Consider the following 16,577-nt stretch of genomic DNA (forward strand, 5'->3'; position numbering starts at 1 on the left):
TGCATTAGACGCTTGCAACATCGCGACGAGGCTTGGCCGCACTCGGCGGCTTCGGCATTCCCAAACCCTTGCGGGCAATCTGATCGCGCATGACTTGCACACTGCCGTGGTTTACCGTCGACTGGAAGGCGCCCTGAAGATTGTGAGCGTAGACGCCCGATTCAATCGCTTCCGGCGAACTGCTGAGTTGCTCCGCGTAGGGGCCGAGAATCTGGCTGATCGCTTCGGTCGCGCGCACGCCGTGCTCCGGTCCCGTAACCTTTTCCGCCGCGCCTTCAGAGACAAACTTTCCGCCCCGGCTCGAGATCGAGATACTGCGCATTGTCATCAGCCGGCACATTTGCGCCTCGGTCCACAAATCGGCGATCTTGTCGCGTACCGCAGGATCGTTCCGCAGTCCGGCCACCCGGTCGTCGCCGCTCTTCAGCAGGTTCACGATGTCCTCGGTTCGCCGCACTGACATCAGGTAACGCCACGCGCCCACTCGATCCAGGTTAAGGCCGCGCTGCGTGACGCTCCATCCATCGCCTTCCTCGCCCAGCAAGCATGACGCCGGCACTTCCACATCGTCGAAGAACACCTCGTTGGTGCGAGATTCACCGTAAGTCGTGTTCGGCGGCGCTTTCGGATCGTTTTGAATCGTCCATAACGGTCGAACGGTAATTCCCGGGGTATTCATCGGCACCAGAAAAACCGAAAGCCCCGCCTGTCGCCTGGAATCCGGATTGGTTCGTGCAAGCAAAAAGATATGCGTCGCGTTCTGCGCGTTAGTCGTGTATATCTTCTGGCCATTGATCACGTACTTGTCGCCTTTGCGTATCGCCCGGCAACGCAACGCCGCCAGGTCAGTCCCGCAATGCGGCTCACTGTAGCCTTGGCAGAACGTGATCTGCAGTTGTGATGCGGCGGGGAGATATTCGCGCTTTTGTTGTTCGGTGCCTGACGCCAGAATCGCTGGCCCCCCGGTGCCACCGCCGCCTACGCGCATATCGCATGCGCGCACGAACTCTTCTTCCACGATGTACTGCGTGACAGTGGCGCCCCCCTGACCGCCGTATTCTTTCGGCCAGCTGATTGCGAGCCATCCGCGGCGATATATCTCTTCCTGCAGCGCACGAAGCTGAGGCCCCTTGCCCATACCGGCATGCGCGTCAGCGAGTTCCTTCCTCACCTCGTCGGTGATGTGTTCGGCGATAAAGGCCTGCACGCTGGCGCGCATTGCCTCTTCGTCGTCGGTAAAAACGAAGTCCACGTTCCGTCTCCCTAACTCGTATTCGTGCCCGTTACAAACTGATCGCACCTTGATGGGTCAGGTCCTCGACCTCATCTTCGGTGTAGTTGAGCCCCCTCAGAATTTCGCAGGTGTCCTGGCCGATCACCGGGCGTCCCGGCCACCGCACTTCCCCGGGCGCACGCCGGAATCGAGGCACGACACCCTGCATGCGCACCTTGCCCAGCACCGGATCGGCGAGCTCCACCAACGTGCCGCGAGCGGCGACATGCTTGTCCGCGAACAACTGCTCGATGTCGTAAACGGGGCCGGCCACCACCCCCGCCTTTTCGAAGACATCCAACCCCTCGGCCTGCGTATGCTGGCGCACCCAGTCGGCAACCGCGCCGTCGCACTCCTCGAGTTTCTGCATGCGCTGCGGATTGGTCTGCAGGTCGGAGCGATCGGCAAGATCGGATCTTCCGATAGCGTTAAAGAGTCGGCGCGCTCCCGAGTTTGCCGCCGCGGACACCGCGATCCAGCGATGGTCGCTCGTTTCGTACGTGTTCCGTGGCGTGCTCCAGGTCGAGCGGTTGCCGCGCCGCATGCCGATCACGCCCAGCTGATCGTAGTCGATGGCCATCGCGCCGAGCAGCGACAGCAACGGCTCATACAGGCTGATCTCGATCTCGTCGCCGATGCCGCCGTTCTTGCCCCGGTTAACGATCGCTGCCAGGATCGACATTGCGCCACACATGGCCGCCACCCCGTCAGCCAGCGGGTAAGCCGGCAACGTAGGCGGACCGTCGGGTTCGCCGGTAGTGTGCGCGAAGCCGCTGAAGCCCTCGGCAAGCGTTCCCATACCGGGGCGGGTGCTATATGGCCCGGTTTGGCCGAATCCACTAATGTGCAGCATCACGAGGCCCCGATTGGTCGCGGACAGCGTTTCGTAGTCCAAGCCCCAACTCGCCAGCTTGCCCGGGCGGAAATTCTCGATGAAAACGTCCGCAGTGGCAGCCAGTCGACGCACGATCTCGGCGCCGCCGGGCGTGCGGATATCCGCAGCCAGCAGCCGCTTCCCGCGGTTCGTGACCCGCCACCATAAAGGCTCCCCGTCCTTGAACCGACCCATACGACGGACTTCATCACCTTTCGGCGGTTCAAGCTTGATGACATCGGCGCCCATGTCGGCAAGATAAGCAGACGCCATCGGGCCGGCGAACAGCATACCGACTTCGATTACCTTTATTCCCGCAAGGGGACCGCGTACATCGGCGCGGCTGTTGTTCAGAGATGAGCTCATGAGAGTATTTTTCGCATCAATTTGTGGGCTGGAAGATTCAGAAAGTCCTTACTCGTCAGCTTCGACAAAAGCAGCCCCAATCCTGTCAAGGGTATCCAGCCGCTTGAGCCGGACATACAGTCCTAGTGCCGTAGTCTCGTCAAGGGTCCGGCTCGTGCAGTCCAGGAACTTGCTTCGGACCTCTTCGTCTGAAAGCGGCGCACCCGCCGCCCCTCGGGCAAGGGCTACCGGTTCGCTTTCGATCGTCCGCCCGTCGCGCAGAACGACTGCGACCTGATCGAACGGCGCATACCCGCTCGACGGGTCCTCGCAGGGGTCGTATACCGTACGCACGCGCTCCATCATTGCCTGGATGTCCTTTCTCAACACGACTGCGTTATCCAGCTCGCTCAAGCCGACGCGTCCGACGATCAACGCGCACGACAAAACAAATTCGATGCTGAACTTCGCCTCGAGCCCGGTCTTCGGGCGAGCGTTGCGCAGCACCATCGCATTGCGACGGCTCATCGAAACGACGATCTCCTCGACATCGTCGGGCGCGAATTCCGGATGCATTTCCCGCAGGCTCAACATCGCGTCGATCGGTCGATGCGAACAGTAGCAGGTCGGATACTTTTTAATATGCAATCCTATCGACGCGCTCGCCCAGTTCTTGCCGACTTCGCATGGGCTGACGCGGTCTACCTGTCCGGATGGCGAGACCGCCGTCAGAAATCCTTGCGCGTGCTCCAACGCGTCGCTGGACGCCGTCATCCCGTTCTGAGCGAGTCGCGCTGCAAGCACACCGGCATGTGCCGCGCGGCCCGCGTGAAACGGTTTGGCCATCGTGCCGAAGTTCGCGGTGATGCCTGCGCTCTGCGACGCGCCCAGCGCGAGAGCATTCACCACCTGGTCGACGTCGAGGCGGCGAAGATAGGCACATGCGGCCGCGGCCGCAATTGCGCCGATGATTCCCGTCGGATGCCACCCTTTAAGGTGATGCTGGCCCGCCTCGCGACGCTTGATCTCGGCCCATACCTCGAATCCCGCGACATAGGCGCAAATCATGTCGCGTCCCGACGATCCCAAATGTTCGCCCTCGGCCACGATGGCCGGCACCATCACCGCGCTGGGGTGCGCCGACAAGGCCGTATCATCGAAATCGAGCGCATGCGTCGCGACGGCGTTTATCCACGCCGCTTCCGGCGCGCGCACGCGTTGCGGTCCGCAGAACAGCGAAGCGTCGCCGGCAGACGGCTCGAGCGTATTTATGAGGACGGTTACACAAGGCTCGTCCTTGCCAGCCAGCATCACGCCCGTCGCGTCAAGGAACGCCAGCTTGGCAGTGGCAACCGCTTCAGCCGGCAACGCATCGAAAGACAGCGTAGCCACAAACGCTGCGAGATCGCGGGTCAGCGGCGTACTCATGCGACCTCCTGTGGCGCGACGAACGGATATGGCACGGGTGCGCCATCCCGGTACGGCAGCGCGACTACAGCGGTTCCTGGCGTGGAGTCTTTCCCGTCGTCGTTCCGAATGCCAATTTCGAGACGAACCAGGCCGAAGTGCGGCGTGCGCTCTGTGTTCGTGACTTTCGCATACGCATAGAGCGACTCCCCCACCAGGTTCTTGGCCCTGAACTGGAATGAGACCCTCCAGACCCAGCCATCTGGCTCCGCCCAGTCGCGTAGCAGCTGCACGAGGAACTGCTGCTTCAGCGATCCGTTGATCAGTACGTCGGGCAGCTTGTCGTGCTCGATGGCGAAGGTTCTGTCGTAATGGATTCGATGCCAGTTTTCCATCGATGCTGACCACCGCATGAGATGAACGGGCCCAAGCGGGCCCTTCACCAGCGGTCCCACTTCTGCTCCAACCCGGATATCTTCGAATTTCACATGCGGCTCCAGATATAGGTTCGTCGGATGCGCAGCAACAGCTCCGAATCGAGCGTGCGATATTCGCCTTCAAGAATCACGAGTACCATCGGGCCCTTCCGACCCACCTTCTCGTATATGTCCGCGTACCGAGACTGCATGGACACTTGCTCGCCATGACGCGCATAGCGATATAGCTCGACCTCCGCGCCGCCATTAAGAACCGAATGTTCACGAAGCGGCTCGATGGGTGGAAGGCCCGCGGTGCCTGCTGCCGCATTTCCGTCCCAGTCCGGGTCGTCAGCATGAATCTGCACCGGGTCGGGCACGCCAAGCGGTCTTCGAAACATCAGCGCCGGATAGAGGGGCGGCGCAACAGGAGCGCGGTAGCGACTGTCTGCGCCGGCCGGTCCGTAGATCGCGCGCTCGTCCATCGTCGCCTGAGCGAAGCGGCGGACGGCTCCTCCCTCGACCGCGTCGCACGCGACCACGACGTCACTCTTCATGCCGATATACGGCGTCAGCGATTCCGTCAATGTGCTCATGCGGCCGCCCGATTTGCTTGCCGATACTTATGCAGGCTGCCGCCGGTTTTGACGCTACCCGGCAACGGATGCCCGACAATATCTTCTGCGAGACCGGCCACTTCGATCAGTCGATCCAGATCCACGTCGGTGGAGATCCCCATCTCCTCACACATGAAGACAAGGTCCTCCGTGCAAACGTTGCCTGCCGCTCCTTTATGTCCGGCAAAGGGGCAACCACCGAGCCCGGCTACGGCGGCATCAAAAATATCGACGCCCATCTGCAGCCCTGCGTATGCGTTCGCGATGCCCATGCCTCGGGTGTCGTGCAGGTGTAACGACAGTCGCAGATCCGGATACTTCGCACGCACTTCGCCGATCACGCGCCGAATCGACGCCGGCGTGGCCCATGCCATGGTGTCCGCGAGACTCACGTAGTCCAACTTCACCTCCGCCTCTGCCGCCAGATCGAGGAGCCGACCGACGTATTCAACCACGCTGGAAACCGGGATATCGCCGTCGAAATTGCAACCGAACGCCGCCATTAAGCCTCCGCGCCGGACCACCACATTGTTTCGCTTGTACATTTCCAATATCGAGCGCTGGGCCTCGACATTTTCCTCGTGCGTTCTCTTCTGATTGCGCATCAGGAAGCCGGCGGACGGACAGAGGCTGACCGTGCCGGAGATATCGAGGTTGGGGGCCTGAAGCGCGCGCTGCAGCCCCTTCTCGTTAAGCCACAGAGCGGTATAGGCGACGCCAGGCCGACGACGAATTCCCGCCACGACCGCGTCAGCGTCGGCCATGCCAGGCACGTTCGCGGGCGGCACAAATGAAACCGTCTGAATCTGCCGCAAGCCTGTGGTGGCGAGCGCTTCGATCAACTCGATCTTGCGCTCCGTAGCGATGGTCCCACGCTCGGTCTGAAAGCCCTCTCGCGGGCCTTCTTCATTGATAGTGACACTCTTCGGTAAATCAGACATTTACGATCTTCTCCTGGTAAGCGCGCGACTCAATCACCCTGCACGCAAGCCGTGCTTGTAGTCCCTGTTTCGAACGTATCCAGCACGACGGTTTATGCATGCGGCGTTGGCGCGTTGTGTCTCACATCGCCTGCTTCACGCGAACGCGGCAGTCGTTATCGCTTCCTGATCAGCACCGTGACGTTCATGGAAGCTTCCCGCGGGCGACGTCGCATCCAATCGCCCGCAGTACCGCATGCGCGGCTTGCGATGGCCGCTGTCGCGCGCGAGATCCTCCATGCGGCGATCCAACCAACTCCACGCCCCCATATTCGCCGGTTCCTCCTGAACCCAGATCAGATCCGCGTCCGGATAGGCGCGGAATTCATTGCTGATGGCAGATTCGGGAAGTGGGTAAAGCTGCTCCAACCGAACAACAAGCGTGTTGTTCGCGGCGAGTTGCTTGCGCTTCTCTTCGAGCGCATACGCAATCTTCCCGGTGCAGAAAAGCACGCGTTCAATCTTGGTTTCCGCATCGACCGGCGGGCTGACGATCACCGGTTGGAATCCATCCGCAGAAGAGAAATCTTCGATACGCGAGACTGCCGCGGGCAAACGCAACAGGGTCTTGGGCGAGAAAATCACAAGCGGCTTGCGCTGCAAATCATGGGCCTGCTGCCGCAGCAGGTGGAAATAGTTTGCTGGCGTGGTCGGCACCACAACGCGAATATTGTCGAGCGCCGTCAGCTGCAAAAATCGTTCTAGGCGGGCCGATGAATGCTCCGGACCCTGTCCTTCAAGGCCATGCGGGAGCAGCATGATCAGGGAGGACGTCTGCCGCCATTTCTCTTCGCCACTTGCAATGAACTGGTCTACGACGATTTGCGCGCCATTCGCGAAGTCGCCGAACTGTGCTTCCCAGATGGTCAACGCTGGCCGCCGACCCAGGCTGTAACCGTATTCGAACCCCAGCACCGCGTACTCGGACAGCGGACTGTTCAGCACGTTAAAGGGCGCTTGCCCGGGCGCCAAATGTTGAAGACTGATATGACGTGCGCCGTTCTCGACGTCAGTAAGTGCAAAGTGACGGTGCGAGAATGCGCCTCTTACGACGTCCTGCCCGCTAAGACGAACCGGTATGTTTTCCAGCAGCAAACTGCCCAACGCCAAGGCCTCGCCCGTGGCCCACTGCAGGCCGCCGGTTGTTTCGCCCCGCTGCTTGACCAGTCGTTGCAGCTTTGCATCCACTTTTACATGCTGTGGAATTTGAGCGACTTCATCGAGAAGCCGTCGCAACACCTCCTGCTTCACGACAGGCACTCGCCGTGGCGCCGCGACGTCCGTTTCGAGCTCCGGTTGCCACATCGGCATTGCCGCATACCCGCGTTCGAGCGAGAAACGGTAGCGCGCGCTGATATCATCCGCTTCGGCTTGCGACAGCTGTCCCGCCTCGATCAACCTGGTCTCAACGCGCTTGCGCGCACCGTTCATGGCGTCGATCTGCCGGTAGAGACGCGGCTGAGTAAAGCGCGGCTCGTCCATCTCGTTGTGACCGTTCCGACGATAGCAGACAAGGTCGATCACACAATCGCGTTCTTGCGAATTTCGAAAATCGATTGCCAGATCGGCCGCGCGCACGATCGCGCCAGCGTCATCGGCGTTAGCGTGAAGAATCAGGCTGTCGATCGCCTTCCATGGACCCGTGCAGTAGCGGGAGGTACGCCCCTCGTTCGGCTCGGTCGTAAAGCCCAGTTGGTTATTGACGACGACATGCACGGTGCCGCCGGTGCAGTATCCGGCCGGCTTCCCCAATTGCAGCAGTTCGGCCACGACGCCCTGCCCGACAACAGCGGCGTCGGTATGCACGATGATGCCGAGCACACGCTTTCGCTCTTCATCGGGTTGCTCGTCTTGCAGCGCACGTACCCGGCCTACGACCACTGGATCAACCGCTTCAAGATGAGAAGGGTTCGGCAACAGCGATACGTTGAGTCCTGTCTCGCGCAACACCGTGTCAAGACCAAAGTGATACGCGACGTCCGCGCTCTCGGCCGAGTCGGCGCCAAATGGATGCGCGCCCTTGAACTGCGCCATCAGCGCGTCCAGCGGCTTGGCCAGAACGTTGGCCAGCACGTTCAAGCGGCCTCGATGCATCGTGCCGATCACGACGTGGCAAATGCCTTCGTCGGCGGCCTTTTTCAACAACAGGTCGAGAAGCGGCACGAGCGCTGTTGCGCCTTCCGCGCCAAACCGCTTCTTTCCGGGAAATTTCTTGCCCAGAAACCGTTCGAACTCTTCCGCTTGCACGAGCTTTTCATGCACACGGCGCAGCGTCGGTCCGTTCGGCGGCGCTGCGTTCTCGAACGCTTCCTGAATCCACTGGCGAACGCCTTCGTCGTCAATGTGAGCCGACTCGACGCTCAGAGCGCCGCAGTATTGTTCGTAAAGCGCCGATGCCGACGGAGGCATTTCCAGCGCGGCGACCGTGGCCTTTTCCCGCAGCGTTGCGAGCGCCCTCTCTTCGGGCGCCGACAGCGGATTCGTTGCAGCCATTTGATGCCCGAAACGACGCAAGACATCGGCAATCCACCGTGCGTCGGCATCGCCCGGCCCGCCCACTCCGGCCAGCTCGTCCGCCAACCGGAATACGGACGCCCAGCTGGGATCGACCGACTCCGGATCGGCCTGGTAACGATCGTAGACGTCCTCTAGGAACGGCACCGCAGCAGCAGTCAACGCGGAAGACGGTATGATTGGCATGTCTGGTCGCTCGATAAGTCACGTAGCTAGATTAATTTAGAAGCGGCCCAATTGGACGCACCGTTCGGTCTTTCAGCTATGTCGGCTGTGCATATCTGCCGCGGGCCGACGAGCCTTCTCTGGTTATTACTATGGATCTTGAACAGCTGCGCTACTTTAAGCAGGCAGCAGAAATGGGCAGCGTGACCCGCGCGGCCGTCAAATTGGGCGTTTCGCAACCGGCTGTGAGCCGGCAGATAGCCAGCCTGGAGGCGGAGCTACGCACACGGCTCTTTTATCGCAACGGAAGGGGAATGGCCCTGACAGACGCTGGGCGCACTTTCTATCTGACCGTCAAACCGTTGCTCGAGGAGCTCAATGAGGTAAAAGACCAGCTTCTGCAGCAGTCGGAGGCGCCGGCAGGCTCCGTGCTTGTGGGTATGCCGTTTTCTCTCATGGGTACGATAGGGGCTTCTTGCGCTCAGCATTTCCTGAGCTTTTATCCCAACGCGTCGTTGCACCTGTATGAGGGATCGAGCGGGTTGCTGCTTGAACGACTGCAAACCGGTCTGATCAGCGCCGCGGTCCTATACGACACTCGGCGCGGCCCGAACATGCTAGTGACGCCGCTGCTTGTTGAGCAGCTCTATCTGGTCACCTCCTGGTCTGCCGCCCAGGACGATGCGAGCGAGGTATCGATCACCGAACTTGCCCGACAAAAGTTCATTCTGCCCGGCAAGCAAAGCGGACTACGCCGGGCCGTTGACGCCGCCTTCAAGGAGCACGGCATCAACGCTAACGTTTTAATGGACATGCATTCCGTTACTGTAGTGAAGCATCTGGTGGAGCGGGGTGTCGGAAGTAGCATTCTTCCATTTGGCGCGGTGCACCGTGAGGTAGCAGACCGGTATCTATCGGTCAGACCCATACCACTCGAATTGATGCACGCGAGGCTCGTCACGGCAACTGCAACGGGCCAGCCAATTACACAAGCAATGCAGGCATTTCTCACACTCCTTGCCAGCGAGGTGCAGCGGTGCGTTTCCTCTGGAATCCTGCGCGGAAGTGTCGCGGATTCAACGTTTTTATAGAGAAATCCCCACGCAGTCGGCTAGGCATGTTGAAAGGAGATATGACATCGTTAGATCACTCGAAGATCTTTTGGATCGGAAAGTGGCGCTTGAATATGCAGTTGCGACAGTGTTCGATCTGACTGATGGCGTAGAAGCGGGTGTATTTTGATGCGCGCGCGATTTTTTGGCCGAGAACTCCGGTCCAGCAGCAGCGTCCAGTACTCGTTGCGAATGTGGACATAGTAGTGAGTGAAGCGGCTGCACTGCGGCGCCAGGAGGCGGTGACTGGGGTCACAGGTCGCGTGCAGCGAAACGGGCCCGGTGCGCCGGTTCAGTACCTTCGTGCAGACCAACTCGCCGCCAGACTGATCGCCGGCGGAAATCCGCTGCCGGTGCAGATCGAAGTAACCGAAACCAGCTACGCGATCGCTTGGCAAGCGATACTGCCGAATCGAGGGTCGAATGTTCATCTATGAAGACACCGGCTCGCACCGTCTGGCCGCCATCCAAGGCTACCCGGTGCAGCGAGTCCTCCGCGCGATCGACGAAGCGAATCGCGACTAGCTGCATCAATAACGGTGAGCGTTTCTCAACTTACGCGATCAAGGGCGAGCGCGGGAGTGGGATGATCTCGCTTAGCGGCTCTGCCGCCCGACGTGATGACGCCGACAGGGCGACGTTACACGAGGGCCATGTCGAGCGCACGCAACATGAGTTCGGTGCACAGGTGATTCAATGCGGATCAGCCGACGATACGATGGCTGAAGACGTCGAGCACCATCGCGAGATACGGCAATCCTTCGGCGCGCGACACATACGTCGCGTCCGCTAGCCAGCGTCGATTGGGCGCGTCCGCCACGAAGTGCCGCTGCACGGGGTCCGACGCGGGCCGCGCCTCGGGATAGCGCCGTGTGGTGCTGATCAGCCGCCGCCGGCTCATGGCGCATAAGCCCGCCAAGCGCAACAGGCGAGCAAACCCGCTTACGCCCAACATGCACGCCTTGCTCGGTGCGTTCGACATGAATGCGCCGCATGCCGTAGGTTCCACGAGAGCCCGCGTGAATCGCGTGGATGCGCGCGAGCAGATTAGATCGTCGAACGCACGTTTCGATGGCCTGCGCTCAAGCCACGCATAAAGGCCGCTGGCGGAGACGCCCAGCAGCCGAGCCATGGTTGCAATAGGCCGGTGGCCTCGTTCGCCCTCGTGAACTCGATCCCTTGTCGGGCACCGTTCCGGTCTCATATGGAAACCAGGCCGCGGCTTTTGAGAGGATCTAGCGCTCAACCTTGAGCTGACCACTCTCTCTCGACGGAACCGCGTGAACTCTTCGCGTTGACGGCCGCGCGGGTCACGCTGCCCATTCCTGGAAGAGTTATGCAAAAACCAACATAGCTGAAAGACGGAATCGCACGACCGGTAGGTCAGTGTCCAAGTTATTCTAGCTGCGTGCCTTACCAATCCGTAGCAGACATGCCAATCATACCGTCTTCCGCGTTGAATGCCACCTACGTGCCGTTTCTTGAGGATGTCTACGATCGTTATCAGACCGATCCTGACTCGGTGGATCCCAGCTGGGCGTTTCCGACGAACGATGGATTGCCGACGCATTGCGTCGGTACGGGCATCAAATTGCGAAAACAAGTCCCTTGCTGGCGCCCGAAGATGGAGCGCTCGCAACGCTGCGGGAGAGGGCCACGTCGCCGCTCTGGAAGTGCCTCCGGAGGCATCGCTACTTTACGAACAGTACTGCGGCGCGTTGAGCGTCGAGTCGGCTCACGTTGACGATGAAAGCGTACGCGCGTGTAGCTGGGAGGAAATCAAAGTTGTTGGACCCGGTCCGGCAACTTACCGAGAAAGGAGAAATCATATCTTGCGTCGGGAAATCACTGCGGCAACTGGTGGAGCAGTGGCTCGCCCCCGTATCGTCCGAGGGATTGCGAGTCATCGAGATGAGGAACAGGCCATCAACGCACGACGCTATGTGCGCATTGAGGCTATGCGGGCGACGGGTCCAATCTCTCTGGCCTTCTTTCGCCATGCGGACGGCAGGTGGAGCATATTTCCGCCTAATCGAGAAACGCTCACCATGCAGTGCTACCGGCTCGCAGAGTAAGGAAAGCCAGACGGCCGTCGGATACCGTACGTCCACGCGGCGTTCGTCCAAACCGCCGGTGAATCAAATGGGCAAGGTAATCAGAGATGTGAGACAAAAAGTAGCGTTTGACATAGGAGAATCAGTTTGAAAGTCATTGTTCCAGTGAAGCGCGTTGTTGACCATAACGTCAAGGTCCGCACGAAATCGGACGGTACGGGCGTCGATATCGCGAACGTGAAAATGTCGATGAACCCGTTCGACGAAATCGCGGTTGAAGAAGCCGTGCGTCTGAAGGAAGCGGGCGTCGCGACCGAAGTGATCGCCGTGTCGGCCGGTGTGGCGCAGGCGCAGGAAACGCTGCGCACCGCGCTCGCCATCGGCGCGGATCGCGCGATCCTGATCGAATCGAACGAAGACCTGCAGCCGCTCGCAGTCGCGAAGCTGCTCAAGGCGCTCGTCGACAGGGAGCAGCCGCAACTGGTGATCCTCGGCAAGCAGGCGATCGACGACGACTCCAATCAGACCGGCCAGATGCTCGCCGCGCTCGCGAATCTGCCGCAGGCGACGTTCGCGTCGAAGGTCGTCGTGGCGGACGGCAAGGCGACGGTGTCGCGCGAAGTCGATGGCGGCGCGGAAACCTTGTCGCTGAAGCTGCCCGCCGTGATCACGACGGACCTGCGCCTGAACGAGCCGCGCTACGTCACGCTGCCCAACATCATGAAGGCGAAGAAGAAACCCCTCGAAACGATCAAGCCCGAAGACCTCGGCGTGGATGTCGCGCCGCGTCTGAATACGCTGAAGGTAGCCGAGCCGCCGAAGCGCAGCGCCGGCGCGAAGGTGCCAGACGTGAAGACGCTGGTCGACAAGCTGAAGACCGAAGCCAAGGTGCTCTGAGAAACCTGGAGATAAAAGCGATGACAAATTTGATTATTGCAGAGCACGACAACTCGTCGATCAGGGCCGCGACGCTGAACACAGTGGCCGCAGCGCAGAAGATCGGCGGTGACATCCACTTGCTGGTGGCCGGTCACAATGCGCAGGCTGCGGCGGATGCGGCAGCGAAGATCGCGGGTGTGTCGAAGGTGTTGCTCGCCGACGCGCCGCAACTCGAAGCAGGCCTCGCGGAAAACGTCACAGCGACGGTGCTGAACATCGCGAAAGACTACTCGCACATCCTCGCTCCTGCGACCGCTTACGGCAAGAACATCACGCCGCGCATCGCCGCGAAGCTCGACGTCGCGCAGATCAGCGACATCACAGCCGTCGACAGCGCGGACACCTTCGAGCGTCCGATCTACGCGGGCAACGTGACCGCGACGGTGCAATCGGCCGATCCGGTCAAGGTCATCACGGTGCGTGCAACGGGCTTCGATCCGGTCGCAGCCGTTGGCGGGAGCGCACCGATTGAAAAGATCGACGCGGCAGCCGACGCGGGCATCTCGCAGTTCGTGGGCCGTGAAATGACGAAGCTGGACCGTCCGGAACTGACGAGCGCGAAGATTATCGTCTCGGGCGGCCGGGGCCTGGGCAGCGGAGAGAACTATACGAAGGTGCTGGAGCCGCTGGCGGACACGCTCGGCGCAGCACTAGGCGCCTCGCGCGCGGCAGTCGACGCAGGCTTCGTACCGAACGACTATCAGGTCGGCCAGACCGGCAAGATCGTGGCGCCGCATCTGTATGTAGCGGTCGGCATTTCAGGTGCGATCCAGCATCTCGCCGGCATGAAGGACAGCAAGGTAATTGTCGCGATCAACAAGGATCCCGAGGCACCGATATTTGGCGTAGCAGACTACGGCCTCGAGGGCGATCTCTTCGAACTCGTTCCGGAGTTGATCGCAGCGCTGTGATGATGCGAGCAACTCGCGGGGGCAGCCAGTACCGTTACATGGCTGCAAAACCTCCGTCGCTCGACGGTTCGCGCTCACCCTGCGGGCGCGGAGTCGGGAGCGGACCTGGTTCTATAAGGAAGCTTTGGTGCTTGCGCCGTTGCACGGAATAGTTGATCGCCTTGAATCGACATGTCAATGCAGCAGTGTGAGGATACTGGCCAACGTCGAGGCCAGAGTGCAAGGAAAACGAATGGCAAAGGTTTTTCAGGAGTAGATCGGGCGCAAGTGCGATGCGTGGGACAGGATAGCGAGTGCGCCGATGCGGGGCTTGGCTGCGACGCTTGGACACCCGCCGCGCGAATGATTCCCGGCGATCCCGTCCCATTGCTGGCGCATTGGCTTTATTTTCTGGACTTTGTTCGAAATGGTGAACTCGGCGACGATGGTCACCCCGAGCGAGGTGGCTTCCTTCCCGCCGTTACGCTGGCTCGCCGGATGTGGGCTGGCAGCCGTGTGCGTTTCTTCGAGCCAATGCGAATTGGCGACAAAGTGGGCCGCGTTAGCACCATCGTCGATATCGAGTCAAAGTCTGGGCGTACGGCGGACCTGGTATTCGTGACGCTCGAGCACGAAGTCATACGCGATGATGGCACGGTGCTCATACGCGAGCAGCAGGACATCGTCTATCGGGATGCACCGGCTCCGGGCGTTCAGCGTGCGGCCTCCCCGGCGTCAGCAGCGCCTGTCGAACCCGCGATTGAAGTTGAGCCTCCACCAACGTGGCGGCGTGAGGTGATGCCCGCATCGTCGTTGCTTTTCCGGTATTCCGCGCTCACCTTTAATAGTCACCGGATTCACTACGATCGCGACTATGCGAGACATGTTGAAGGCTATCCAGGGCTCGTTGTTCATGGCCCTCTTCAGGCGACACTGATGCTGGACCAGGTGGCGCGCGTGGCGCCCGGCGATTGAGTTTACGTCTTTCAGTTTTCGGGGACGTGCACCGCTTTTTGACGATGCACCGCTCTTCGTATGTGGCGAGCCCGCGGCGGATGGACGTTCCGTTACGCTCGCGACGCGGGGACCGGGTGGCGCTGGGGGCATGGATGGCGTGGCCGCGCTGGAAACTCCTTTGACAGGTCTTGCGAAGACTTGATACATTTTGTTTTGCTGTGTTGTGTAGATTCCGCGGATCTAAACCGGCCTCACAAATCTCAGTGACCACACTCAACGGCACGTGCATCGACGCAATTCACCCTCGATGTCTATCCGGCCAATCACGCGCGCAGAGTTTCTACGTCACGTTGCATGGTTGGGCCACTCCTCTTAATGCTCGCTGATTGGTGCTTCTCGATCCATGACAACTCGGCATCAAGACCGGGATTCGCTTTCAAGCCCGCGTTGCAGTGCACGTCGATCAAGTATCCGAAGCCGGACAGCAAGTTGACGTTCGATCGGATTTCGTCGGTGTTCATCTCGAACACGAATCACGAAGAAAACCAGCCGGCGCATCTGACGCTGAATGACCCGTCGGTGCCGATCAACAACTAAGCGGCGCTATCGGCGGCATGGCGCCGCCGCAGGTTCAAGCGAATTGTTCAAAGGTGATTACTCACCATCTCGTCATCGCTCAGTACGCCGCCGCGCTCGCTTGCGACTGACGGAGTGTGCCTCTGCCTAATCAACAGAATGGCCAATGCCGCCACCAGCCCTGGCGCTCCAATCGCCCAGAAGCATTGCTGGAGCGACTGTCCCGGACTCACCAAAGCACCGATCGCGATCGGCGAGAGAATGGCGCCGCCACGTCCTACGCCGAGCATCCATCCGACCCCCGTCGTGCGAATTCCGATCGGATAAAACTGCCCCGCATACGCGTTCGTGAGATTCTGCGTGCCGATTGTCGCAGCGCCCGACAGGCAAACCAGCACGTAGAGCAACATGACAGGCAGAGCGCCATGACCCAAAAGGGTGATCGATACCGCCGCCAATAAGTACATCCCCGTCAGGACATACCTAATGTTGAGCCGGTCCGCCAGCCAGCCGCTTACGATGGCCCCGAGCATGCCGCCGAAATTCATCACGAGGACGAAGGTCAATGCGGACGCGCTGCTGTGACCCGCCCTGGCCATCAGCGTCGTGAGCCACGAGCTGAGCGCGTAGACCATGAATAAGCAGATGAAGCATGACAGCCAGAACATCAGCGTGCTCAAGCATCTGCCTCGCGCGAACAGTTGCCGGATCGGCATGCCGCAGCGCACATCAGGGGCAGTGAACACGAGCATGTCATCGTCGCTCGGTCGGTAGGACGGACTGATGTCACTGGCTAAACGCTTGAGTTCGGCGTGACGGCCATGGCGGACAAGAAACGGCAGGGATTCCGGCGTTGATTTCCAGATTAGCGGAATCAGAAGCACCGGCGCCGCTGCGGCGATGAACACGGATCGCCACCCATAGCTTTCAATCAAGCTCCGACCGAGCGCAGCGGCCAGCATCCCGCCAACGGAAAAGCCGCTGAAAACCAGCGTCACCAAGATGTTGCGTACCCGCTGCGGCGCATATTCGGTCATCAGCGCGACGACGTTGGGCATGGCGCCGCCCAAGCCCAACCCGGCGAAAAGACGGGCTACGCCGAACAGCACCGGATCCTTGCAAAGCCCTGCGGCGGCGGTGAACAGGCTAAAAAGCGCGACGCAAATCGCGAGAATCCATCGCCTGCCGATGCGGTCGGCCATGGTGCCCAGCAAGACATTCCCCAGCATCATGCCTACCAGCGCGGAACTGACCAGAAAGCCCGCGCTGGTCGAACTGATCACCATCTCCTTCATGGTCCACGGCAACGCCATCCCTGCGACGACCAGGTCATAGCCGTCGAACATCATGATCAACGCACACACGATCAGCGCGCGGTAATGAAAGGCGTTCAGTCTGGCTTCATTCGCCATTGCGTGAATATCGATCTGACGCACGGTCTCCTCCGGATTGTATGAA

Annotated in this window: 15 protein-coding genes and 2 pseudogenes; 7 read left to right on the forward strand and 10 right to left on the reverse strand. The window is 60.4% G+C overall.

The window, feature by feature from the left end:
- Nucleotides 1–4 precede the first annotated feature (4 nt).
- The 7 genes from OKW39_RS22005 to OKW39_RS22035 form a co-directional block, all read right to left on the reverse strand.
- Nucleotides 5–1,252, reverse strand: coding sequence for an acyl-CoA dehydrogenase family protein (locus tag OKW39_RS22005; RefSeq protein ID WP_429563648.1), 1,248 nt, complete (start codon nucleotides 1,250–1,252; stop codon nucleotides 5–7).
- A gap of 31 nt (nucleotides 1,253–1,283) precedes the next feature.
- The gene (locus OKW39_RS22010) at nucleotides 1,284–2,513 is read right to left on the reverse strand and encodes a CaiB/BaiF CoA transferase family protein (RefSeq protein ID WP_429563649.1); all 1,230 of its coding nucleotides are present in this window, start codon (nucleotides 2,511–2,513) and stop codon (nucleotides 1,284–1,286) included.
- Between the two features lie 48 nt (nucleotides 2,514–2,561).
- Entirely contained in the window at nucleotides 2,562–3,920 is a 1,359-nt protein-coding gene (locus OKW39_RS22015; protein ID WP_429563650.1) for an MmgE/PrpD family protein, read from the reverse strand.
- Nucleotides 3,917–4,387, reverse strand: a complete 471-nt coding sequence (locus tag OKW39_RS22020) for an acyl dehydratase (protein WP_429563651.1) — start codon at nucleotides 4,385–4,387, stop codon at nucleotides 3,917–3,919. The genes OKW39_RS22015 and OKW39_RS22020 overlap by 4 nt, the downstream gene beginning before the upstream one ends.
- Nucleotides 4,384–4,911: an FAS1-like dehydratase domain-containing protein gene (locus OKW39_RS22025; RefSeq protein ID WP_429563652.1), complete on the reverse strand. Its 528-nt coding sequence runs from the start codon at nucleotides 4,909–4,911 to the stop codon at nucleotides 4,384–4,386. Before OKW39_RS22025 ends, OKW39_RS22020 begins: the two co-directional genes overlap by 4 nt.
- The gene (locus OKW39_RS22030; protein WP_429563653.1) at nucleotides 4,908–5,873 is read right to left on the reverse strand and encodes a hydroxymethylglutaryl-CoA lyase; all 966 of its coding nucleotides are present in this window, start codon (nucleotides 5,871–5,873) and stop codon (nucleotides 4,908–4,910) included. Before OKW39_RS22030 ends, OKW39_RS22025 begins: the two co-directional genes overlap by 4 nt.
- 135 nt (nucleotides 5,874–6,008) lie before the next feature.
- Nucleotides 6,009–8,612, reverse strand: coding sequence for a 2-oxoglutarate dehydrogenase E1 component (locus tag OKW39_RS22035; protein ID WP_429563654.1), 2,604 nt, complete (start codon nucleotides 8,610–8,612; stop codon nucleotides 6,009–6,011).
- Nucleotides 8,613–8,743: 131 nt separating this feature from the next.
- On the opposite strand from OKW39_RS22035, the gene OKW39_RS22040 reads away from it, so the two are divergent.
- Nucleotides 8,744–9,682, forward strand: coding sequence for a LysR family transcriptional regulator (locus tag OKW39_RS22040; RefSeq protein ID WP_429563655.1), 939 nt, complete (start codon nucleotides 8,744–8,746; stop codon nucleotides 9,680–9,682).
- A 50-nt stretch (nucleotides 9,683–9,732) separates the two neighbouring features.
- On the opposite strand, the gene OKW39_RS22045 is transcribed toward OKW39_RS22040, so the two are convergent.
- Nucleotides 9,733–10,134 carry a hypothetical protein gene (locus OKW39_RS22045; protein ID WP_429563656.1) on the reverse strand — a complete coding sequence of 134 codons (402 nt, stop codon included), beginning with the start codon at nucleotides 10,132–10,134 and terminating at the stop codon, nucleotides 9,733–9,735.
- 89 nt (nucleotides 10,135–10,223) lie between these two features.
- Here OKW39_RS22045 and OKW39_RS22050 point away from each other — a divergent pair.
- A pseudogene (locus OKW39_RS22050) lies at nucleotides 10,224–10,322 on the forward strand (aspartate 1-decarboxylase); the annotation flags it as partial.
- An 84-nt stretch (nucleotides 10,323–10,406) separates the two neighbouring features.
- On the opposite strand, the gene OKW39_RS22055 reads toward OKW39_RS22050, so the two are convergent.
- Complete coding sequence (locus tag OKW39_RS22055; RefSeq protein WP_429563736.1) at nucleotides 10,407–10,685, reverse strand: hypothetical protein; 279 nt, start codon at nucleotides 10,683–10,685, stop codon at nucleotides 10,407–10,409.
- A gap of 450 nt (nucleotides 10,686–11,135) precedes the next feature.
- Here OKW39_RS22055 and OKW39_RS22060 point away from each other — a divergent pair, with 450 nt between their 5' ends.
- The 5 genes and pseudogenes from OKW39_RS22060 to OKW39_RS22080 form a co-directional block, all read left to right on the forward strand.
- Nucleotides 11,136–11,447, forward strand: a complete 312-nt coding sequence (locus tag OKW39_RS22060) for a 2-oxoglutarate dehydrogenase E1 subunit family protein (protein WP_429563657.1) — start codon at nucleotides 11,136–11,138, stop codon at nucleotides 11,445–11,447.
- Between the two features lie 457 nt (nucleotides 11,448–11,904).
- On the forward strand, nucleotides 11,905–12,654 hold the full coding sequence (locus tag OKW39_RS22065) for an electron transfer flavoprotein subunit beta/FixA family protein (RefSeq protein WP_429563658.1): 750 nt from the start codon (nucleotides 11,905–11,907) through the stop codon (nucleotides 12,652–12,654).
- A 20-nt stretch (nucleotides 12,655–12,674) separates the two neighbouring features.
- Nucleotides 12,675–13,607, forward strand: coding sequence for an electron transfer flavoprotein subunit alpha/FixB family protein (locus OKW39_RS22070; protein WP_429563659.1), 933 nt, complete (start codon nucleotides 12,675–12,677; stop codon nucleotides 13,605–13,607).
- Nucleotides 13,608–13,949: 342 nt separating this feature from the next.
- Nucleotides 13,950–14,561 (forward strand): FAS1-like dehydratase domain-containing protein, encoded by a 612-nt coding sequence (locus tag OKW39_RS22075; RefSeq protein WP_429563660.1) that lies wholly within the window; start codon nucleotides 13,950–13,952, stop codon nucleotides 14,559–14,561.
- A gap of 420 nt (nucleotides 14,562–14,981) precedes the next feature.
- Nucleotides 14,982–15,131: pseudogene (locus tag OKW39_RS22080) on the forward strand (4Fe-4S dicluster domain-containing protein); the annotation flags it as partial.
- A gap of 56 nt (nucleotides 15,132–15,187) precedes the next feature.
- On the opposite strand, the gene OKW39_RS22085 reads toward OKW39_RS22080, so the two are convergent.
- Entirely contained in the window at nucleotides 15,188–16,555 is a 1,368-nt protein-coding gene (locus OKW39_RS22085) for an MFS transporter (RefSeq protein WP_429563661.1), read from the reverse strand.
- Between the last annotated feature and the right edge of the window lie 22 nt (nucleotides 16,556–16,577).

Origin of the sequence: Paraburkholderia sp. MM6662-R1 (assembly GCF_050436245.1) — a bacterium.
GTDB lineage: Bacteria > Pseudomonadota > Gammaproteobacteria > Burkholderiales > Burkholderiaceae > Paraburkholderia > Paraburkholderia tuberum.